Origin of the sequence: Plantactinospora mayteni, assembly GCF_016862935.1 — a bacterium.
GTDB lineage: Bacteria > Actinomycetota > Actinomycetes > Mycobacteriales > Micromonosporaceae > Plantactinospora > Plantactinospora mayteni.
This window is the reverse complement of record NZ_BONX01000001.1, coordinates 98,958-119,741: the sequence shown is the minus strand read 5'-3', so window position 1 is coordinate 119,741 and position 20,784 is coordinate 98,958. Positions and strand designations below refer to the sequence as shown.

Below are 20,784 nucleotides of genomic sequence, written 5' to 3'. Positions count from 1 at the left end.
CGTGCGGGCGCCGCTGCCCACGCTCACCCCGCACCGGTGCCGAAGGTCAGCCGGCTCACCGCGCTGCCTGCCGCGTCGAAGACCAGATACAGCGTGCGGACACCGTCCGCGCCGGTCAGCGTGGCGGAGACGGTGTGCCAGTCGCCCCGGCCGCCCGGGCCGGGAACCGGCAACCGGCCGATGACCGGGCCGGTCGACGGGTCGTCCAACCGGAGCGTCAGATGGCCGCCGGCCGCCTCCGGGCGCAGGGCGCTGAGGCGGGCGGTCACCGTGCCGACGGCGCCTACTCCGAAGTCCACCGCCCGGAAACAGGTCCACGCGCCGGGCGCGGTCCCGCTGACGGCGTCGGCGCCGTCCGGCTCCTCGTGCGTCAGGACCGTGTCCCGGTACTCGTCGTGGTTGGCCGCCTCGAACGGTGCGCGCAGCGGGTCCCGGGGCCCGATCTCCCGTCCCCGTACGGTGAAAACCGCGCTCAGCTCGGTCGCGGCGCTGGACCGACCGACCAGCACGCGGTAGGTGCCCGACTCGACGACGGGCTCGGCGCGGCGCACGTCCCAGTACGCCAGGTCCGCCCCGTGCAGCGTGAAGCCGACGTCCTGACTCTCGCCGGGTGCGAGGGTGACCCGCGCGAAGCCGTGCAGCTGCCGCAGCGGTCGCTTGGCTTGTGACCCCTCCTGCCGGACGTAGAGCTGGACCACCTCGGTGCCGGGCCGGTCCCCGGTGTTCGCCACCCGCGCGGTGACCTGCACGTCTCCGGTCGCCTCGATCGCGCCGGCCGACAGGCGCAGGTCGGTGTAGGCGAAGGTGGTGTAGCTGAGGCCGAACCCGAACGGGTAGAGCGGACTGCCCCGGTGGTACCGGTACGTGGCGTCGCGGGCGATGATGTCGTAGTCGAGGATGTCGGGCAGGTCTTCTTCGGCGCGATACCAGGTCTGCGTCAGCCGCCCGGTCACGTCGACGGCGGCGCCGTCCGGCGTCCCGCCGAGCAGGACGTCCGTCAGCGCGTTGCCGTACTCCTGGCCGCAGTGTGCCGACCAGAGCACGGCGGCCGTGTGGTCGCCGACCCACTCCATCGCGTACGGGTAGCTGCTGGTCACGACGAGGACGGTGCGGGGGTTGGCGGCGTACACCGCCCGCACCAGAGCCTCCTGGGCAGGTGGCAGCGCGAGACCCGGCCGATCCTGCGACTCTCGCCCGTTGATCAACGGGTGGTTGCCCACCACGACCACGGCCACGTCGGCGCCGCCCGCGGCCTCGGCCGCGTCCCGCGCGCCGTCCACGACGGCGTGCAGGTCGAAAACCGACGCGTCGCGGGCGTCCGTCCGGTTGGCCCGCAGGACGCCGGTGTCGTCGGTGGCCACGTACCGTCCGGAGTGGACGTGCTGGATCACCACCCGACCGGGCCCGTGGTCGAGGAGCCGGAAGGTCTCACGCAGAAACCAGCCCCACGGTACGTCCATGGTGTTGACGAGGGTTCGGTCCTCGTCGACGCTGATGTATTTGTTGTTCGCCGCGGTCCGCAGCGCGACGACGCCGTAGCCCCAGTCGAAGACGTCGATCCAGGTCGCTGCCTCGGACGCCGCCCCGTCGACGCGCACCGGCCCGCCCGCCGGGTCGTCGGTGGCGGCTACCGGGCCGTACGGCCCGCCCAGGACGATCCGGTCGACGCCCTGCCGGAACTCCACCGCGTCCGCGCCCAGCCGGCCGGCCAGGCCGCCGTACGCCGTCACCGCGTACGGCTTGGTGCCGCTGAACCAGTCGTCGTAGACCACGTCCGCCAGGGGGCCGACGACCGCGACCCGGCCGGGTGGATCCGGCAGCGGGAGCGTCCCGTCGTTGGCCAGCAGTACCATCGCGCCGCGCGCCGCCCGCCGAGCCAGGCGCTGGTGCGCCGCACAGTTGACGACGTCCGGGGTGATGGCGGCGTACGGGTTGCCCTCGGGCGGGTCGAACTCGCCGAGCCGGAACCGTACGGCCAGCGAACGACGTACCGCCGTATCCACATCGGACTCGCTGATGAGCCCTCGGGACAGGGCCTCCGTCACGCGGGCGACGGTCGGCTCGGAGTCCCGGTCGTCCTCGGTGAAGCAGTCGATGCCGCCGCGCAGCGCGGTCGCGAGACCGACGAGGTGGTCGTCGAAGTAGTGCTGCCACTTCGTCATGCCGGAGACCGCTTCCGCGTCGCTGACGACCAGCAGCTCCCGCTTGCTCCAGCGGCGTACCTCCGCGTTGACGAGTGGACTCACGTGCGCCGGCCGTCCGTTGATCCGGTTGTACGAGCACATCAGGCCGACCACCACGTCGGCCTCGATCGGGGCGCGGAAGGCGGGGTACTCGTACTCGTACCGGACCCGGGGCGCGAGACCGGCGGAGGTCTCGCCGCGCCCGTCCTCGTTGTTGTAGCCGAGGAAGTGCTTGAGCGTCGGTGCGGTCCGCAGGAAACGGGGGTGATCCCCGCTGAGGCCGGCGGTGTACGCCGTGGCCAGCGTCCCGGTCAGCCACGGATCCTCGGAGTAGCCCTCCTCGTTGCGGCCCCAGCGCGGATCGCGGAGCGGGTTGACCACCGGGCCCCAGACGTTGAGGCTGACCCGCTCCGGCTGCTTGCGACGAAGTCCGCGCACCTCGTCGCCGACGGCGGCGCCGACGGCCCGCAGCAGCTCCGGATCCCACGAGCTGGCCAGCCCGAGCGCCTGCGGGAAGGCCGTTGCCTCGCCACGCCAGGCCACGCCGTGCAGGATCTCGGTGCCGGTCGGGTACCGGTCGAGCCCGAGCCGCGGCACCGCCCCCTGGTACTGGTGCAGCAGGCCGGCCTTCTCCGGCAGGGTGAGCCGCCCCAGCAGATCGGCCACCCGGGTCTCCAGGGGCAGGTCCGGGTCGCGGAACGCCGGCCCGGTCATCCGGCGTGCCGGAGCTGCGGTGCGGCGGCGTGCACGTCGCGGATCAGTTCCACGAGCCGGGGCATCCAGTCCGGTGGACCGAGCAGGAACTGCTGCAGCACGGCCACGTGTCGCCGGCTGACCCGATCGGTGACCGGGCAGCCGGTGTCCCGGACGTCGAAGTCGTTGTCCCGGAAGATCGGCCGGTCGTACAGCGGCTCGAGGTGGCCCTCGAACGCGGGTACGCCTTCGGCCCGCAGCGCCGCGACGAGCAACTCCTGGGAGAGTTCGCCGGCACGTTCCGGCACGATCCGCAGCGGGATGCTGAACGGGCTCCACCTGCTCATGCCCGGGTGTGCGTCGACGAGTTCCACCGGATCGTCCGGCCGCAGCAGTGCGGCCACGGCGCGCGCGTTGCGCAGCCGGTGTGCGATCTGCTCCTCGACCCGGGTCAGCTGGCACCTGGCGATCGCGGCCGGCCAGGAGGAGAGCCGCATGTTCGCGGCCGGCTCGTGCTTGGCCGGCGTCGGCGAGCCGGGCATCGTGAAGCCCTGGTGCAGGGCGAACGCCCGGTCGGCGACGGCCCGGTCCCGGCAGACGAGGACCCCGCCCTCGCCGGACTGTAGGACCTTGCCCTGCTGGAGGCTGAAGGCGCCGACGTCTCCCACGGTGCCGACCGCCCGCCCCCGCCAGCGGGTACCGACTGCCTGGGCGCAGTCTTCCAGCAGGGCGAGGGAGTGCCGCCGGCACACCTCGGCGAGGCGGTCCAGGTCGGCCGGCAGGCCGGCGAGGTGGACGGCGACGACCGCCACGGTACGGGGGCCGACGGCTGCCTCCACGGCGGCGGGATCCACGGTGCAGGTCGACTCGTCCAGGTCGACGAAGACCGGCCGGGCGCCCACCCGCAGGATGGGGGTGACCGATCCGAAGAACGTGCCGGCCTGCACGATGACCTCGTCGCCGGGGCGTACCCGGAGGGCCAGCAGGCCGATCTCGATGGCGAGGGTGCCGTTCGCGACCGCCAGCGCGTTGCCGGCGTCGAGGTAGCCGGCGAACTCCCGCTCGAAGAGCCCGCACTCGCCGCCTGTCCAGTCGGCGTCGCCCAGCCGTGACCACGATCCCGAGCTGAGCACCCGGTCGAGTGCGGCGCGCTCCAACTCGTCGTGCACCGGCCACGGCGCGCGGGTCGCCAGGTCGCCGAATCTCCGGCCACTCGCGCCCGCCACGGCCAGCTCAATCCGTTGCGCCGAAGTCATGTCAGCTTCCGTCCCTCGATTCGGTCGCCGGCGGAACGGGCGTCGGTGCCAGCAGGATCCGCCGGACGTCGGTCAGGTTGTCGAACGGCGTGTGCGCGACCCCTTCGTCGGCACACCAGTCCGCCAGGCCGTTCTTCGCCAGGACGCGGTCCGCGACGAGGGCGGCCCGCCGGTCGGAGGTGCCGTCTCCGACCATGACGGTCGGGCGGCCCTGCCGCTTGGCCCGCAGGATCGGCAGCACCTTGCAGGTGCCGCAGGAGGCGCACGGGCAGTCCGCGGCGCTGTGCGGGAAGCTCAGCTCGCCGTCGCGGACGCGCGCGGTGAGTGCGGTGAGGCCGAGGGGCGCGCACTCCTCGTGGACGCGTATCCCGTACCCGTCCGAGACGACGGTTACGGTCGCCCCGGCCGCCCGCAGTTCGGCCGTGAGCGAGGCGAAGCCGGGGTCGAGCGGTACCTCCCGCGCGGTCGCCAGCAGCAGGTCCGCGTCGTGCGGCAGCATGGCCCACTCCTCTTCCAGGCACTGCCGGCCGGTCAGCTCGCCACGGCGGTAGCGGTCGCCGGGCAACCGCCAGTCGCCGGCGGCCAGGCGTTCGAGCAGGTGTTCGGAGGTGTCCCGGACGGTGATCGTCCCGTCGAAGTCCAGGAAGACGGCGACGCCGCCGAGGTCTGTCATGCCGGTCGTTCCGGTCTGGGCAGGGGCGCGAACATCGCCTGACGGATCCGCCGGCCGACCTGCCGCGCGCCGCCCATCCTGGCGGGCTCTAGGACCCGCTCCGGTACGGCGTCCACGGCTGGGCGGCCCGCCACGCCGGTGGCCAGGGCGGCCCGGACCGCCGCGCGGACCTCGGGGCGGTCGGCGGCGTCGCTGATCGCGCCGTAGATGTACCGGAGCACGGTGTCCTCACCCGCCGGCCGCAACCGGGCGACCTCTGCCGGGTCGAGCACCGACGCCGGCCACCACAGGACCTCGCGAGCCGCCGCCGCGTAGATCTCCGCGTTCAGGATCTGGCTGAGATTCTGCGGCGGCAGCAGGATCATCGGCAGTTCCAGCGCGGCGGCCTGGAGGATCGTCGTGCTTCCGGAAGATGTGATCAGCAGGTCGGCACCGCGCAGTGTCGCCTCGAAGTCGGCCGGCGTCTGCGCCCCGATCCGGACCGGACCGGGCAGCCGGGCGGCGAGGTCGCGGCACGCCCAGTCGGGGAGGTTTCCGCACACCGCCGCGACCGGGCGGCCACCGTCGGCGAGCAGCTCCGCGATGGGCAGCAGCACCAGCCGCAGGTACGCGTCGGCCGCGGATCCGACGAGGTGGCTGTGCAGGCCGCCGACGCTCACCACGATCCCGTCCCCGCCTCGGCGACCGCGGGCCCTCGGCACGATCGGTTCGATCCACTCGATGTCGGACCGGCCCGCCAGGGGACTGCCGGCCGGCAGTGCGCCGTACGGGCCGTGCTGCGCGCAGTAGACCGCCACCTGCCGGGGCACCTCCTCCGGGGTGGCCCACAGGTAGGGAAGGCTGTCGAGATACACCACCGGAACGCCCATCCTGGTGATCTCGTCGGCCGCGACCGGATCGTTGACCACCAGGGCGACGCTGGCCCGGTCCGGCGGAGCGGACACGAAGCGGTACCGGTCGGCGAGCAGCTCGGCGGCCGGGTTCGGCCGACCGTCGGCGGGGTAGAGCGCCACCGGCACTCCGGGCAGCTCGTCCAGGACCAGCCGCAGCTTGCCGACGCTGCCCCAGCCGAAGTCGCAGGCGGATGCCAGCAGCACCGGTTGCTGGCCGGTCACGGGGCCTGCCCGTCGAGTTGCCGCCACACCTTCCGCACCGCTTCGACCGAGCGGGCGGCCTCCTCGGCCGGCAGGTGCGGTCCGGTCTCCACCTCGAACAGCCGGGCGTGTGCCGAGGCCGCCACCCGGCAGTCCTCGGGGCCACGGTACCGGCCCCGGGCGCGCAGGTACTCGGCGAGCCAGGGCACGGCGAAGAGCGGGCGGTGCGGGATGCGGCTGCTGACGTTCTCGGCGTGGATCGCGTCGATGACGAACTGGCGGCGCGCCACGTGCCGCTCCGGCAGTAGGACCGGCATCTTGAAGTAGACGCTGTCGCCCCAGGCCGGCGCGGGCACCGGTGCCAGGTCCGTGTCCCGCAGCCCCTGCCGGTACAGCGATGCCGCGTGCTGCCGGCGGGCTATCTCGTCGTCCAGGTCGGCGAGACCCTCGAGGCCGATCAGCGCCGACACCTCGACCATCCGGTAGTTGTAGCCGAGCGTGTGGTAGTCGTCCCAGCCCGGACCCTTGCCGAAGTTCGCCATCGACCGTACGGTCCGGGCCGCTTCGGCGGTGCGGCACAGGACCATGCCGCCGTCTCCACAGTGGATGTGCTTGCGGTTGGCGAAGCTGTAGGCGGCGAAGTCGCCGAAGGTCCCGGTGCGGGCGGCGCCGACGGGTGCGCCTGGCGCCTGGCAGGCGTCCTCGACGAGCACCAGGCCGCGCGCGTCGCAGAGCGCCCGCAGCGACGCGAGGTCGGCCGGGTGGCCCCAGAGGTGGACCGGGAGGATCGCCCGGGTGCGGTCGGTGACGAGCGCCTCCGCGGCCCGTACGTCCATGGTCAGGCTGTGCGGCTCGGCGTCGCAGATGACGGGCACCGCGCCGAGCTGCACCACCGCCGTCGCCGCGGCGACGAAGGCCAGCGCGGGGACGATGACCTCGTCACCGGGCCCGATTCCGGCCGCCGCCAGCGACACGTGCAGCGCGCTCGTGCCGGAGTTGACGGCGACCGCATGCCTGTCGGCACCGTGATAGCGGGCGAACTCGTCCTCGAACCGCCGGGCCCACGGACCGCCGTAGTACTCCGAGAGTGGCTCGTGCCGTTCGAGCACCCCGGCGATCCGCAGCCGGGCCGCCGGACCGAGGTGGGTGGTCATGGACACGGGCCGGGGCCGAACCGGCACCCCGCCGTGGATGGCCAGAGCCGACGAGCTGGTGGTCGAAGTCTGAGAGATCGTCACGGCTCCCCTTACCGTTGTGGTGGCGTTCCGCCATCCGGAGCAGCGTTCAGTGGTGCCAGGCCGGTACGGTGCCCAGCCGCGCGACGTCGTCGCTGTAGCCGGCGGCGGTGGTGGAGCACCCGGTGCAGCGAAGCGGCGCCTGCTCCCGGAAGACATCGACGTGGGTGCGAAACCGCGGCGTGTCCAGCAGCCAGGTCGTGCCCTGCCGCAACGGCACGCCGGGCACGTCGTCGGCGTGGGCGATGCAGGAGCAGCCGTAGCCGAGCCCACGTTTGCCGTCGAGATAGATCACGTCGTCGACGACATGACACAGGGGCCGCCCGGCGCGCGGGGTCACCGAGTGGGTGAAGAACAGCTCGCGTTCGAGGGGCGTGTCCCCGTAGAAGCGCTTGCCGAGGGGGACGAGGCTGTGGTGCGGGTCGGCGGTGTAGAGGGGTTCGCACACCGCCTCCACGTGCCCGGGGTCCGGGTAGACGATCGGCCTTTCCAGTTTGAGCGCGGACAGCTCCCACTGCTGGACGCCCGCGTCGGTCAGGGCGGCCTGCAACTGCGGCATCTCGGTGTAGTTGTGCGGCCCGACGACCGTGTTGACGCGGGTCAGCAGGGTGCGTCGGCGTGCCTCGCGGAGCCCGTCGAGTCCATTATGGAACGACCGGGGCAGGCGCCGGTACGTGTCGTGGGTCTCGGCGGAGCCGCCGTCGATGCTGACGATCACGTGGGCCAGCCCGGCCTCCGCCAGAGGGTCGATCATCTTCGGCAGCATGAGCCCGTTCGTGATCAGGGACATCTTCATGCCGTGCCGGGTGCCGACGCCGACCAGCTCGACGACGTCGCGGTGCATCAGCGGCTCGCCGCCGCTGAACCGCACGTAGCGTACGCCGGCCGCGTACGCCGCCGGCAGCAGCGCGCTGAACTCCTCGACGCTGAAGCGGTACTCGTCGCGGGAGAGTGCGAACCCGCACATGAAGCAGTCGGCGTTGCACGCCTCGAGAATCCTGATGAACAGGTACCGGTCCCGGGTCGTCATCACAGCTCCGGTCTGTCGAGATGGACGGTTTTCCCTTCGGCCGCGGACGCGTAGCACGCCTCGACGATCGAGACGACGCGCCTGCCCCGCTCGGCTGAACCCCGGTGGTCGGCGTCGCCGACGGTGCCCAGAACCGCGCCGGGCAGTGCCGTCCGGAAACCGTGCGGATCGTCCGTGCAGTCGATGACCCGCTCCGCGTCCCCGTGCCGATGGACGGTGACCATGGCGGCGTCCTCGTCGACCTCGATGTGGCCCCGCGACCCGGTGACACGCAGGTACGGGCGCTGCCGCGTGCGTACGGTCCAGTCGACGCACAGGCTGGTGACGGCGCCGCCGGCGTGCCGCAGCCGGACGCGTGCCCGGTCCTCGACGCTCCAGCCGGGGGTGACGGTCTCGATCGCGTCGGCGGTCACCTCGGTGACCGGGCTCGCCATCAGCTCCTCGGCCAGATAGACGAAGTGGTAGCCCGCGTCGAGCAGGCAGCCGCCGCCCGCCAGTGACCGGGAGGTGCGCCACATCGGCTGTTGCGGCATGAGCCCCGGCAGCGGGCCCGGATCGGTCAGCCGGACGTCGAACGCGAGCGGGTCGCCCACCGCGCCGGCCGCCAGCTCGGCCGCGGTCGCCTGCCACATCGTGGCGAACTGGTAGTTGTGCAGCACACCCAGTCGCCGCCCGTGGCCGGTCGCCCGCCGGACGAGCGCGAGGCAGCCGTCGACCGTCGGGCTGATGGGTTTCTCGGACACCACGTGGAAGCCGTTGCCGAGTAGGTCGTCGATGACCGCGTCGTGGGTCGCGGTGGGCGTCGCGACCACCACCACCTGCGGTCTGTCCGCCAGAACGGTCAGGTCGGACGCGCGGTCGAGCCACCGGTGTGGCGGCACGCCGAGCAGCCGTCCGACCGTGGACCGCCGCTCCGCCGCGGGGTCGCAGACGGCCACGACGTCGAGGGCGGGCGACGCGGCGTACGCCGGCACGTGTCCGTGCTGCACCACCGCCCCGCAGCCCACCAGGGCGACTCGCACGCGTGCCGGCGGCAGGTGGCTCGCCGCGGGATCAGGAGACATCGGCCCGCACCGGGACGGCGCCGAGACGCCAGGTGAAGGCGGCCCGGCCGGCCGGCAGGGTCGCCGGGTAGGGGCCGGCCATCAGCTTCGCGAACCGGCCGAAGCGTTCCAGCCGCGCGCCGACCGCGTCGAGCGATCTGATCCGCAGCGTGCCGTCGCTGACCACCGCCTCGCCGGGTGCGAATCCGAGCAGGGTCAGGACCCGCTGGTAGACGGCGCGACCGTCGTCACGACCACCGCACCGGCCGGGAAGGAAGTCCAGGTCGCGCTGGAGCGCCGCGGTGACGCGGTCGGGGTCCAGCACCGTGTACGGGCGCGCGAGCTGCTCCAGCTCGGTGAGGCTACAGTCCTTGACGACCCGTTCGTGGTCGCGCCGGAAGAAGTTCTCGTGCTGATTGGTGTCCTCGTAGGGCTCGACACCGGTGGCCGCCCAGTACAGCCAACGTCGCGGGGAACCCTCGGCCCGGGTGGGAAGCCAGCCGACGGTGTTGACCTGCGGGACGAGTGTGCCGTCCCGCTCGAAGGCGCGCAGACAGGAAATCTTCTCGCCGATGTCCATGTCCTCTTCGAACGGTCGGTCCCGGTTGTAGCCACCGACCAGCGCGTATACCTCGGCGGTGAACGCACAGTTCCAGCCGCTGGTGGTCAGCCTGTTCCAGGTGAAGTCGTGCTGCGGGTTGCGGTCGGGCCGCAGTGACCGGCGCGCCAGGACGGCTTCGGCGAAGTTCCACGACCGACGCATGAGTACCAGCAGCGGATGGCGTGCCATGACCCAGGGGCAGCGGTCCTGTTGCCCGCGCGCCGCGTCGAGCCCCGGGCGTGTGTCCAGTGTGGAGACGGCCAGGGCGACGTAGCGCGGATCGATCCAGGCGACGTCGGCATCCTCGGAGAGCAGGTAGAGCGGTGCCGGGTAGCTGGGGCGTTGCAGCGCCCGCCAGAGCGCCACGTCTGCCGAGAGCTTCCTGGCCATGGTGAGTGGCGCGTGCTCGTCCGGAGGATGGAAATATTCGGCCACCGTGACCCTGAGCCGCCCGCCCCGGTAGCGGTCGGCGATCGCGGCCGCGCCGTCGTCGGGTTCGTCCGCGAAGCGGTTGACCAGCAGCTGGACCTCCAACTGTTCCGGTCGCAGGGGTGCGCCGGACAGGTCACGCTGGTCGGCGTACCAGCCGAGCAGGGTGTCCAGCTGAGCGGCCTCGGAACGGCAGGGCACGAGCACGACAGCGCGGCAGGCGACGTCCAGCGGGCCGAGCGATCTGGCCAGCGATTCCACGGTCGCCCGGTAACTGTCCGGCTGTCGTGCGAGGTAGTCGGCGACGGCATCCCGCTCGCGTCGCGGGTCCCGCTCTGGTGGCCGGCCGTCGGCGTCACGCCATGGGTCCTCCGTGGACCCATCACCGGTCCGCGGGGCGAACCGTAAACCTTCGTTGTTGAAAGCACATTGATGCTGGTCGAAGGTCCAATGCAACGTCGCTCCCCGTTTCTGCGTGCGGTTGCTTTGACTGGACTATGTTTGTCGGTATTCTCAACTAAGCCACTCGAACGATACCGAGGAGACTGATCGATGTCTACGTCCTCGCCTGTCGACCACATCGCGGTCATGGTGGGCGGCCCGATCCAGTACGCTATCGACGCCGCCGGAAACTTTGACCGGACACTTGAGACGGACGTCCGCTCGATCATTACCAAGATCGAGGCGGACGGCCTGCAAGTGCTGTCGGCGCACCTCACGGAGGGTTTCGGTGAGGAAAATGTAGAGGGTAAGTCGCACGAAATTGCCACGCGCGACTACAATTGGATCTTGAAATGCACCGTCTTCGTGGCGGTGCTTCCCGCAGGTGCCGACGGCTCTCCATATCGGACGGACGGCACGTGTGTCGAGTTAGGATGGGCCGCGGCCCTGGGTCGGCCCGTCATTCTCGTGGTGGACGACCGCGCCGAATACAGCCATCTTGTCCAGGGCCTTTCCGCCATCACGTCGGTCCGGCGACTGGACTACGCGACGGTGGCGCGCGATCCGTCCGCCGTCGTGGCGGCGGTCCGGCAGATCGCCGGGTCGTCCCGGGCGGTGGAGGTGGGCAGCCCGACCTGACGCGTTCCGTACGGGTCGACGCAGTGTTCCGCCGACTGGAGGACCGGGGGAGTTGCGCGTGCGTGTTCGCCTTCTTCTGTTGCGCCGTCTCGCCGACGCGGGGTTGCCGGTGGTCGCGGCGCTCGCCACCACCCTGCTCGTCCAGGCGTTGCTGCCCGCGGCGACGGCTGTCGCCACCGCGGCGGTGGTCTCCGCCATGCGCCGGGAGGGGGAGGACCCCGGGGCGCTGTCCCACCTGGCGACACCGCTCGCGCTGCTCGGCGCGGCCCTGCTGGTGAACGTGGCGCTGAAGGCGCTGCTGCGACCGCTGGCCACCCTGACGAAGATCCGCATCGACGGGGCGCACCGGCTCCGCGTCGCGCGGCTGGCCATGGGCGCCGGCACGATCGACACGCTGGAGCAGCCCCGGACCCAGGACCTGCTGAGACAGGTCACCCGGGAGCCGTCGGTGTGGCTGGAGAAGAGCATCTCCGACGGCGTGCTCGGTCAACTGCGGACCGTCGTGCAGTACCTCGGGCTGGCCGCGACGGCGGCGGTGCTCGCGTCGTTCGCCTGGTGGCTGGTACTGGTGCTCGGCGTCCCCGCGGTCGCCGTACGACTGCTGGCGATCAGGCGGTGGCGGCGGCACTTCCGGATCTGGTCGGCCGGACTGCCGGACCACCGATCCGCCGGCTACTGGACGGAGGTGTCGACCGCACCGGCGGAGGGCAAGGAGGTGCGGGTCTTCGGCTTCGCCGACTGGCTGGTCGGCCGCCAGCAGCGGCACGTGCGCACGCATCTCGGGCCGGTGTGGGCGGACGACCGGCGTGCCGGGCTGGGGCAGTGGCTGCCCACCGTGCTGATGTTCGTGCCCCTGGCCGCGGTCTACGTGATTGTGGCCAGGGGCGTCGTCAACGGTGCCGCGACGGTCGCCACCGAGGTGGCGATCCTCACCGCGGCGTGGAGCGTGTACGCGACACTGATCAGCCTGGACGACGTGGTCAATGTCGCCGGGGCGGCGCCGGTCGTCGAGGCGTACGAGGAACTCGCCGAACGCCTGGGGGCTGTCTCGCGGCCGGCACCCGCCGTGCTCGGCCCGCCGGTCGCGGCGAGCACCGGCGCCACCGCCCCGCCGGTGCTCCGCTTCGAGAAGGTGGTCTTCCGGTATCCCGGCGCCGACCGGCCGGTGCTCGACGGCCTCGACCTGGAGATCCGGCCCGGCGAGTGGCTGGCCGTGGTCGGTCTCAACGGTGCCGGCAAGTCGACGCTGGTCAAGCTACTCGCCGGCCTGTACCGGCCGGTCGCCGGCCGGGTCACCGCCGACGGCGTGGACATCCACGACCCGGTGGCCGGCGGCCCGGCCGCGTGGCGACGCCGGCTGACCGTGGTGTTCCAGGACTTCGTCAGGTACCAGCTCGCGGCGGTCGACAACGTCACGTTCGGTGCTCCCGGCCCGGTGGACGCGGTGGCGCTGGAGAAGGCCGTCACCAGGTCGGGGCTGGCGCCGGTCCTGGAGCGGCTGCCCCGTGGCGCCGACACCCCGCTGTCGCGCACCCGTTCCGGCGGGGTGGACCTGTCCGGTGGTCAGTGGCAGCACGTGATCCTGGCCCGGGCCTGCTACGCGGTGCACACCGGGGCTCGCGTGCTCGTCCTGGACGAGCCCACCGCGCACCTGGACGTCCGCACCGAGTCGGAGGTGTTCGACCGGTTGTCCGGGACCAGAAACGGCGCTACCACGGTCCTGATCTCCCACCGGCTCTCCACGGTGCGCGGCGCCGACCGCATCGTGCTGCTGGCAGACGGTGTGATCGCCGAGTCCGGTACCCACGAGGAGCTGACGGCCGCGGGTGGCCGCTACGCCCGGCTGTTCAAGATCCAGGCAGACCGGTTCGTCCAGGGGTACGACGACCGCCTGGAGGGTTCAACGCTCGACGGGGAGAGCCGGTGATCGCCGATCTGGCCGTGCGCCGGGAGTCGTTCCTCCGGTGCTGGCGCCACAGCCCGGGACTGACCCTGCTCTCGCTGTGCTGCATCGCCCTCAACAGCGTCTCCTTCGCAGTCGTCGGCCTCGGCCTGCGCGCCGTGGTCGACGGCTCGATCCGGGCGGACTTCAGCGCCATCGTCGTGGGCGCGGCCGGTGCGGCTGCCGCGTACACGATCGATCTGGTCGTCGGTCAGATCGGTTTCGAACTGCGCACCCACGTGGTGGGCCGGGTCACCCTGACCGAGGTGCAGCCGGAGGTGATGCGGGCGACGATGGGCGTCGACACCATCGAGCACCTGGAACGCAGCGACTACCTGGACCGGATCGGTGTGGTGCGCGCCGAGGTGTGGCGGGTGGTCGACTCGGGCTGGGCGGCGATCGAGGCGTTCGTGTTCGTCGTTCGTCTCGGCGCGGCCCTCGCCGTCCTGGCCACCGTCTCCCCGCTGCTGCTCGGCCTGCTGGTCGTCGCCGTGGTCCCGCTGCTGCTGGAGTGGCACGGGGGCCGGCGCATGCGCGACGCCGAGGCGGCGGCGGCCGAGGACCGGCGGCTCGAGCGTCACCTGCTGGCGCTGGCCATCGACCCGGGGGCGGGCAAGGAACTGCGGGTGGCCGGCGCCGCCGACCGGCTGCTCCGGCGCCAGCGGCAGGCGTGGGAGAGCGCCGCGACCACCGTCGTGCGGGCGAGGCTCGTCGCGTCGCTCTGGTCGGCGCTCGGCTGGAGCATCTTCGCGCTCGGTTTCATCGGCGGCCTGGTCCTGCTGGTACGCCAGACGGCGGGCTCACCGGCGGCCGGCGGCGACCTCGTCCTCGCGATCACCGTCGGCGCGCAGCTGCGGTTCGCGGTGGAGCAGGCGGTCGAACGCTCGATCGACGCGGGTGGCGCAGCCCTGGTCCTCGCCCCGTACCGGTGGCTGCGCGAATACCACGCCGGGACGGCGGCCCGTGGCGGCCCCGGCCTCGCCCCGCCGGCCAGGCTGACCGACGGCATCGTCCTCGACGACGTCAGCTTCACCTACCCGGGCACCGACCGTCTCGCGGTGGACCGGCTCAGCGCGCGCCTGCCGGCCGGCGCGATCGTCGCCGTGGTCGGCGAGTACGGCTCCGGCAAGTCCACGCTCGTCAAGCTGCTGGCGAAGCTCTACCGACCGGACAGCGGCGCCGTCCGGGTGGACGGCACGGACCTCGCCGACCTCGACACCGCCGCCTGGCGGGCCGCGATGAGCGCGGCGTTCCAGGACTTCGGCCGGTACCGGACCACCGTCGCCGAAGGAGTGGGGCTCGGCGACCCCGCCGGAATGGATTCCGCCGAACGGATCCGGGCGGCGATCCGGACGGCCGGCGCCGAAGAGTTCGTCGACCGCCTACCGCAGGGGACGGACACGATGCTGTCCACGCAGTTCGGCGGCGTCGAGCTGTCCGAGGGGCAGTGGCAGAAGGTGGCGCTGGCCCGGGCGTGCATGCGGGCCCAGCCGCTGCTCTTCGTGCTCGACGAGCCGACCGCCTCCCTGGACGCGCCGAGCGAGCGGGCGATCTTCGAGGCGTACATGACGCGCGCCCGCGCCATTCGCGGCGGCACCGGAGCCATCACCGTCGTCGTGTCGCACCGGTTCTCCACGGTGGCCGGTGCCGACCTGATCCTCGTGCTGGAGGCAGGGCGGCTGGTCGAGTCGGGTACGCACGCCTCGTTGCTGGCCCGCGCCGGCCGGTACGCCGCGCTCTACGACCTACAGGCCAAGGCGTACGCCTGATGCGATCCGGGAGGTGTGGAGGGTGAAGCCCGAAGCGCGGGCGGAGTCGATTCTCCGCCGGCTGACCTTCGACGAGAAGGTCGCGATGCTCTACGGGTACATGCCCCGGGTCGACCGGCTCGGGGTGGGCGCGTTCAACACCGGCGGGGAGGCGGTGCACGGCGTGGTGGCCTCGGTACCCGGCACGGTGTTTCCGCAGGCGGTCGGGCTCGGCGCCACCTGGCACCCCGAGCTGCTCGAGGAGGTCGGCGCGGTCATCGGCACCGAGGTCGACCTGCTGCTGCGTGCGGACCCGCCCGACCCGATGACCGGCCGCAACCTCTGGGCGCCCGTGGTCAACCTGCTTCGCGATCCGCGCTGGGGCCGCAACGAGGAGGGTTACAGCGAGGATCCGCTGCTGACCGTCCGGCTGGCCGTCGGCTTCTGCCGTGGCCTGCGTGGCGAGCACGACCGCGCGGGCGCCGGCCCGCGCTGGCGTACGGCACCGACGCTGAAGCACTTCCTGGCCTACAACCACGAGGTCGACAAGTTCACCGAGTCGGTGGACGTGCGGCCCCGGGTGTTGCACGAGTACGACCTGCGCCCGTTCCTCGACGTGGTCAGGGAGGGTGTGGTCGCGGCCGTCATGCCGTCGTTCAGCCTCGTCAACGGCCGCCCCAACCACCTGAGCGAGCATCTGCGGATCCTGCGGGAGGCCGATCCCGACCTGGTCGTGGTCGCGGATGGCTTCGCCCCCTCCGACCTCGTCGAGAAGACCCGCTACTACGACGACCGGGCGCACGCCTACCCGGCGGCGATCCGGGCGGGCCTGGACAGCTTCACCGACCACTTCGGCGACCCCACCATCACCCTCGACGCCCTGCACCAGGCGGTCACGCTGGGCCTGCTGTGCGAGGAGGACGTGACCGCAGCCGCCCGGCGCCTGCTGCGGATGCGGGCCCGCCTCGGCGAGTTCGACGAGCCGCCGCCCGCCCCGGACCCGGATCCTGGCCGGGCCGACCGGCACGCCGCCCTCGCCCGGCAGGCGGTACGCGAATCGGTTGTCCTGCTGCGCAACGACGGGCTGCTGCCCCTGCGGCCCGGCGCCGCCGGTGAGATCGCGGTCGTCGGGCCGCTGGCCGACCGGCTCTGCCGCGACTGGTACGGCGGGCAGTTGCCCTACCGGGTGACCCCCCTCGACGGCATCCGGGAGCAGGCCGGCGGATCCCGCGTCACGTTCGAGGCCGGCGTCGACCGGATCGCGTTGCGGTTGCGCGCCGACGGCCGCTACCTGACGGTGGGCGACGAGTCCACGGACGGCGAGTTGCGTGCCGGCGGTTCCGAGCTCACCGACGCCGCCTGCTTCGACGTGTTCGACTGGGGCGAGGGCGGGATCTGCCTGCGCTCGGTGTCGAACGGGCTCTTCCTGTGGTCCAAGGGCGCACCGCTGCGCTGCAACCGGATCGAGCCGCACGGCTGGGACGTCCGCGAGACGTTCCGCCTGCACCGTCGGCAGGACGCCCGGCTGCTGTGGCACGACTACACCGAGGGCTACGCGGCGGTCCAGGACGACGGCCGGCTGCTGCCCGGCGCGGACCCGGACCGGGCGTCACCGATCGAGGTGGAGTTGGTGCGCCGGGGCACCGACGCGGCAGCGGCCACCGCCGCAGGGGCGGACACCGTGGTGCTCTGCGTCGGCACCTACCCGCACATCAACGGGCGGGAGATGCTGGACCGGCAGGACGTCGGCCTGCCACCGGCGCTGGCGGAGCTGGCCCGCACGGTCATCGACGCCAACCCGGACACGGTGGTGGCGCTGATCAGCGGTCACCCGCTCGCGGTGCCGGAGCTCGCCGGGCGGGCCCGCGCACTGCTGTGGTCGGCACACGGGGGACAGGAGTTCGGCAACGGGCTGGCCGACGTGATCTTCGGCGCGTGCAGCCCGGCCGGGCGGCTGCCGCAGAGCTGGCCGCGCAGCGTCGGCGACCTGGGTGACATCACCGACTACGACATCATCAAGAGCCGGCTGACCTACCTCTACTCCGACCGGCAGCCGCTGTACCCGTTCGGCCACGGGCTCTCGTACAGCTCCTTCGACTACGGGGCACTGCGCCTCGACGCCACGGCGGCGGCGCCCGGCGACCGGGTCACCGTCTCCGTCGACGTGACCAACGTGGGCGACGTCGATGCCGACGAGGTGGTCCAGCTCTACCTGCGGGCCCTGAAGCCGCCGCTTCCGCTGCCGCGGCACCAACTGCACGCTTTCCGGCGCGTCCACCTGCCGGCGGCTGCGTGCCGGGCGGTCGAGCTGACGCTCGCCGTCGACGACCTCGGGTACTGGGACGTCGGCAGCGGGCGGCACCGGGTTGCGCCTGGACCGTACGAGGTCATGGTGGGTGGCAGCTCGGCCGCGATCGCGCGCCGGGCGGTGCTCACCGTCACCGCGCCGCCGCCGGTGCCACGGGACGTGACCGGCACCTCGGTACGCGCCGTCGACTTCGACGACTACCAGAACGTCCGCATCGTCGACGAGGCCCGGCTCACCGGCGAGGCCGTCGAGGCCCGGTCCGACGGCGCCTGGCTGCTGTACCGCGATGCCGACCTCGGCCGTGGCCCGGACCGGATCGTGGCCCGGATGGGCGGTGGCGCGCCGGGCGGGCAACTTCAGGTGCGGCTGGGCGATCCGGCCGGCGGTCATCTGCTCGGCGTGCTGGACGTGCCCACCTGCGACGGCCGGTACGAATGGCGCACGGTCGAGGCGCCGCTCGCCGGACCGGGCGGGCGACACGACCTCTATCTGGTCCTCCCGGCCGGGGCCCGGCTGGCATCGTTCGCCCTGTGCCCGCCCCCTGAGCCCTTGTCGCCGGAGGCGCGGGACCGATGACGACCTGTCAACGAGGTGCTGGAAATCGAGGTGCTGGAGATGTCGACAATGCCTGACGGCCCGGACGTCACGGTGGTGCTGGCCCGTTTCGGCCGCCGGCCGCAGGGTGAGCCGCGGCTGCTGACCGGCGGTGAGGACAACCGCAACGTCCGCGTCGCCACCGAAGCCGGCGAGGTGGTGGTCCGGCAGTACCTGCTGTCCGCCGCCGACAAGGTCGCCGCGGAGCTGCACGTGGTGGCCTTCCTGGCCCGCGCGGGCTATCCCACCCCGGCGCCGTTTCCGGCGGACAACGGCGAGCTGCTGCTGCGTGCGGAGCACCCGATCGCGGTGTTCCCGTTCTGTCCCGGCATGGTGCCGTCCCGGCTCACCGAAGACCTCGCCGAGCAGTGCGGCGGCCTGCTGGCCAGGTTTCACCTGCTCACCGCAGGCTGGGAAGATCCGCGGATCCCGCGTGTCGACCGGGTCGGGCAGCTGCGCGGGGTGGCGGGCTCGTCGCTGGCGATCGAGGGGGCCGACGAGTGGCGGCGCCGCACCGCGGCGTTTCTCGACACGCACCGCGACGACCTGCGGGCGCTCGACGACCTGCCGGCCGGACCGCTGCACCACGACCTGCACCGGCACAACCTGCTGGTGGCGGACGACCAGGTGGTGGCGGTGCTCGACTTCGACGAACTCAACCACGGGCCGCTGATCATCGATCTGGCCCGGGTGTGGCACTACGCCGCGATGGAGCAGGACGACCGGTGCCTGCCGGCCCGGCTCGTCGAGGCCGTGATCACCGGCTACGACAAGGTCCGGCCACTGGCGCCGGCCGAACGCGCGCTGCTGCCCATGGCGTTCGACCTGGTCAACCTGGTCGAGGCGGCCGGATTCCTCGGCCACCAGCCGGACGTGCCGTGGGTCGCGCACGTCGACGAGTGCCACAGCTGGCTGGCGTACCGGTTGAACGCGGGACGGGACTGGTGACGATCCCCACCGACGGCGAGGTGCGACGCCGGCTGGCCGTCGCCGGAGAACAGGCCGCCCGGGTCGTCGACCTGTCCAATCTCGGGCTGCCCGAGGTGCCGGCCGGGATCGCGGAGCTCGGCGCGGCCGACTGGGTCGACCTCAGCGGCAACGCGATAGCGACGGTGCCGAGCTGGCTTTTCGACCTCGACGGACTGGTCTGGCTCGACCTGTCCGGCAACCGGCTGGCCGAGTTGCCCGGCGCCGCGTCCGCGCCCGCCGGCCTGCGCCGGCTCGACCTGGCCGGCAACCGCCTGTCGCGCCTTCCCCGGTGGCTGGCGGAGCTGACCCGGCTGGCGTGGCTGGACCTGGCCGGCAACGGGCTGACGGCCGTCCCGCCGGTGGTGGCCGAGCTGCCCGGCCTGCGCCATCTCGACCTGGCCGGCAACCGCCTCGCCGACCTGCCGGTCCGGCTCGCCGATCTCGCCGCACTCGACCTGCTCCGGCTGCGCGGCAACGCGTTCACCACCCTCCCGCCGCAGGTGTACCGGTTGCCCGGGCTCACCGGTCTGGACGTGGCCGCGAACGGGCTGTCCGGTCTGGCGGACGCCGTCACCGAGCTGACCGAGCTGCGCTGGCTCGACGCCGCCGACAACCGGATCACGCGGTTGCCGGCGACGCTGCGGTCCCTGAGCCGGCTGCGCCGCCTGGACCTGTCCGGTAACCGGCTGACCGAGCTGCCCGGCCTGCCGGCGGCGCTGAGCGATCTGGACCTGAGGGGCAACCACCTCCGCCACGTCGGTCCCGGGCTCCGGGAGGCGCCCGCACTGGTCCGGCTGGACCTGAGCGGCAACAGCCTGACCGAGGTACCACCGGCGCTCCGGGAACTGACCGGGCTCACCTGGCTCGGGCTGGCGGAGAACCGGATCTCCGAGGCGCCGGAGTGGATCTGCGGGCTGACCGAGCTGCGGTGGCTGTTTCTGGCCGAGAACCCGCTGGACGGGCCACCCTCGTACCTGCGGTCGATGAGCCGGCTGGAGGAGCTGGACATCCGGGTCGACCCGGCGGAGAGAGCGGCGCGATGACGAACGTGCGGCTGCGCTTCGCCAGCATCGTCGGCGCGGACGACGTGCTGCTGCTGCCCCAACTGGTCCGGCACTACCGGGGACTCGGCATCGAGTCCTTCCGGCTCGTCCTCAACGTCGGCTCACCGGACGATCCCAGGTACGAACACGCGCGGCGGGTGGCGGCCGACAGCGGTGTGTCGTTCTGGCACGTCCACTTCGGACAATGGACCCTGGAGGGCAGCCGGCGCATCTTCCGCTACCTCCGATACCTCGACCCGGACGCCTGGTACGTGCTGGCCGACGCCGACGAGCTGCACGTCTACGACCGTCCGCTGCCGGAACTGGCGGAGCTGTGCGAGCGGGGCGGCTTCGACCACGTCAACGGCTGCTTCCTGGACCGGGTCGCGGCGGACGGCGGCTTCCCGCCCCTCGACGGACGCCCGCTGTGGGAGCAGTTTCCGCTCGCCGGCTCGGTCAGCACCCGGCTCGCCTGCGCGCTGCCGCTGAAGGCGTGCCTCGTACGCGGCCACGTCGACCTGCTCACCGCCCAGCACGGCGCCGCTGGGGGACGCCCGCTGCCCCGCACCGCGGGATTCGTCCAGGTGCACCACTTCAAGTGGACGGCGGGGATCCTCGAACGCCTGCGGGCGAGGGTACGCCGGTTCGCCGAGGACCCGGAGCATGGCGAGCGGTGGGCCGCGCTGGAGGCCCGCAGGTTTCTCGACCGGGTGGCGCCGCACGGCGACCGGATCCACGTCGCCGACCCGTACCTGCGGCTCCTGCCCTGCGGCGACGACTACTCGGACCACCCGCAGTGGCCCGACATCGCGGCGGAAGCGGCGGGCTGGCAGTGGGCGATCCGGCATTGAACATTGATCCGG

Annotated in this window: 15 protein-coding genes; 7 read left to right on the top strand and 8 right to left on the bottom strand. The window is 72.6% G+C overall.

What is annotated here, in order from left to right; translation table 11 throughout:
* Nucleotides 1-23 precede the first annotated feature (23 nt).
* The 8 genes from Pma05_RS00440 to Pma05_RS00405 form a co-directional block, all read right to left on the bottom strand.
* Entirely contained in the window at nucleotides 24-2,897 is a 2,874-nt protein-coding gene (locus tag Pma05_RS00440; protein ID WP_203855201.1) for a glycoside hydrolase family 3 protein, read from the bottom strand.
* On the bottom strand, nucleotides 2,894-4,132 hold the full coding sequence (locus tag Pma05_RS00435; protein WP_203855200.1) for a DegT/DnrJ/EryC1/StrS family aminotransferase: 1,239 nt from the start codon (nucleotides 4,130-4,132) through the stop codon (nucleotides 2,894-2,896). The genes Pma05_RS00440 and Pma05_RS00435 overlap by 4 nt, the downstream gene beginning before the upstream one ends.
* A 1-nt stretch (nucleotide 4,133) precedes the next feature.
* The gene (locus Pma05_RS00430; protein WP_203855199.1) at nucleotides 4,134-4,805 is read right to left on the bottom strand and encodes an HAD-IB family phosphatase; all 672 of its coding nucleotides are present in this window, start codon (nucleotides 4,803-4,805) and stop codon (nucleotides 4,134-4,136) included.
* Nucleotides 4,802-5,920 (bottom strand): glycosyltransferase family protein, encoded by a 1,119-nt coding sequence (locus Pma05_RS00425; protein WP_203855198.1) that lies wholly within the window; start codon nucleotides 5,918-5,920, stop codon nucleotides 4,802-4,804. The genes Pma05_RS00430 and Pma05_RS00425 overlap by 4 nt, the downstream gene beginning before the upstream one ends.
* Complete coding sequence (locus Pma05_RS00420) at nucleotides 5,917-7,053, bottom strand: DegT/DnrJ/EryC1/StrS family aminotransferase (protein ID WP_239311447.1); 1,137 nt, start codon at nucleotides 7,051-7,053, stop codon at nucleotides 5,917-5,919. The genes Pma05_RS00425 and Pma05_RS00420 overlap by 4 nt, the downstream gene beginning before the upstream one ends.
* 130 nt (nucleotides 7,054-7,183) lie before the next feature.
* A complete protein-coding gene (gene blsE, locus Pma05_RS00415; protein WP_203855196.1) occupies nucleotides 7,184-8,164 on the bottom strand; it encodes a cytosylglucuronate decarboxylase in 981 nt (326 codons plus the stop codon).
* On the bottom strand, nucleotides 8,164-9,228 hold the full coding sequence (locus Pma05_RS00410; RefSeq protein ID WP_203855195.1) for a Gfo/Idh/MocA family protein: 1,065 nt from the start codon (nucleotides 9,226-9,228) through the stop codon (nucleotides 8,164-8,166). Before Pma05_RS00410 ends, blsE begins: the two co-directional genes overlap by 1 nt.
* On the bottom strand, nucleotides 9,218-10,498 hold the full coding sequence (locus Pma05_RS00405) for a glycosyltransferase family 2 protein (RefSeq protein WP_203855194.1): 1,281 nt from the start codon (nucleotides 10,496-10,498) through the stop codon (nucleotides 9,218-9,220). The genes Pma05_RS00410 and Pma05_RS00405 overlap by 11 nt, the downstream gene beginning before the upstream one ends.
* Nucleotides 10,499-10,789: 291 nt before the next feature.
* Here Pma05_RS00405 and Pma05_RS00400 point away from each other — a divergent pair, with 291 nt between their 5' ends.
* Genes Pma05_RS00400 through Pma05_RS00370 form a run of 7 tightly spaced genes read left to right on the top strand, consistent with a single transcriptional unit; the run spans nucleotide 10,790 to nucleotide 20,772 of the window.
* Nucleotides 10,790-11,317 (top strand): nucleoside 2-deoxyribosyltransferase, encoded by a 528-nt coding sequence (locus tag Pma05_RS00400; protein WP_203855193.1) that lies wholly within the window; start codon nucleotides 10,790-10,792, stop codon nucleotides 11,315-11,317.
* Nucleotides 11,318-11,375: 58 nt separating this feature from the next.
* The gene (locus tag Pma05_RS00395; RefSeq protein WP_203855192.1) at nucleotides 11,376-13,244 is read left to right on the top strand and encodes an ABC transporter ATP-binding protein; all 1,869 of its coding nucleotides are present in this window, start codon (nucleotides 11,376-11,378) and stop codon (nucleotides 13,242-13,244) included.
* Nucleotides 13,241-15,028 carry an ATP-binding cassette domain-containing protein gene (locus Pma05_RS00390; protein ID WP_203855191.1) on the top strand — a complete coding sequence of 596 codons (1,788 nt, stop codon included), beginning with the start codon at nucleotides 13,241-13,243 and terminating at the stop codon, nucleotides 15,026-15,028. Before Pma05_RS00395 ends, Pma05_RS00390 begins: the two co-directional genes overlap by 4 nt.
* 22 nt (nucleotides 15,029-15,050) lie before the next feature.
* Entirely contained in the window at nucleotides 15,051-17,891 is a 2,841-nt protein-coding gene (locus Pma05_RS00385; RefSeq protein WP_203855190.1) for a glycoside hydrolase family 3 protein, read from the top strand.
* A 39-nt stretch (nucleotides 17,892-17,930) separates the two neighbouring features.
* Nucleotides 17,931-18,857, top strand: coding sequence for a phosphotransferase enzyme family protein (locus tag Pma05_RS00380; protein WP_203855189.1), 927 nt, complete (start codon nucleotides 17,931-17,933; stop codon nucleotides 18,855-18,857).
* On the top strand, nucleotides 18,854-19,921 hold the full coding sequence (locus Pma05_RS00375) for a leucine-rich repeat domain-containing protein (protein ID WP_203855188.1): 1,068 nt from the start codon (nucleotides 18,854-18,856) through the stop codon (nucleotides 19,919-19,921). The genes Pma05_RS00380 and Pma05_RS00375 overlap by 4 nt, the downstream gene beginning before the upstream one ends.
* Complete coding sequence (locus tag Pma05_RS00370; RefSeq protein WP_203855187.1) at nucleotides 19,918-20,772, top strand: glycosyltransferase family 2 protein; 855 nt, start codon at nucleotides 19,918-19,920, stop codon at nucleotides 20,770-20,772. Before Pma05_RS00375 ends, Pma05_RS00370 begins: the two co-directional genes overlap by 4 nt.
* Nucleotides 20,773-20,784: the final 12 nt, after the last annotated feature.

Bases quoted from the DNA above. Each gene is read 5' to 3' on its own strand.
- blsE (WP_203855196.1), bottom strand. From the start codon at position 8,164: ATGACGACCCGGGACCGGTACCTGTTCATCAGGATTCTCGAGGCGTGC.
- Pma05_RS00435 (WP_203855200.1), bottom strand. From the start codon at position 4,132: ATGACTTCGGCGCAACGGATTGAGCTGGCCGTGGCGGGCGCGAGTGGC.
- Pma05_RS00400 (WP_203855193.1), top strand. From the start codon at position 10,790: ATGTCTACGTCCTCGCCTGTCGACCACATCGCGGTCATGGTGGGCGGC.
- Pma05_RS00430 (WP_203855199.1), bottom strand. From the start codon at position 4,805: ATGACAGACCTCGGCGGCGTCGCCGTCTTCCTGGACTTCGACGGGACG.
- Pma05_RS00420 (WP_239311447.1), bottom strand. From the start codon at position 7,053: ATGACCACCCACCTCGGTCCGGCGGCCCGGCTGCGGATCGCCGGGGTG.
- Pma05_RS00440 (WP_203855201.1), bottom strand. From the start codon at position 2,897: ATGACCGGGCCGGCGTTCCGCGACCCGGACCTGCCCCTGGAGACCCGG.
- Pma05_RS00380 (WP_203855189.1), top strand. From the start codon at position 17,931: ATGTCGACAATGCCTGACGGCCCGGACGTCACGGTGGTGCTGGCCCGT.
- Pma05_RS00410 (WP_203855195.1), bottom strand. From the start codon at position 9,228: ATGTCTCCTGATCCCGCGGCGAGCCACCTGCCGCCGGCACGCGTGCGA.
- Pma05_RS00370 (WP_203855187.1), top strand. From the start codon at position 19,918: ATGACGAACGTGCGGCTGCGCTTCGCCAGCATCGTCGGCGCGGACGAC.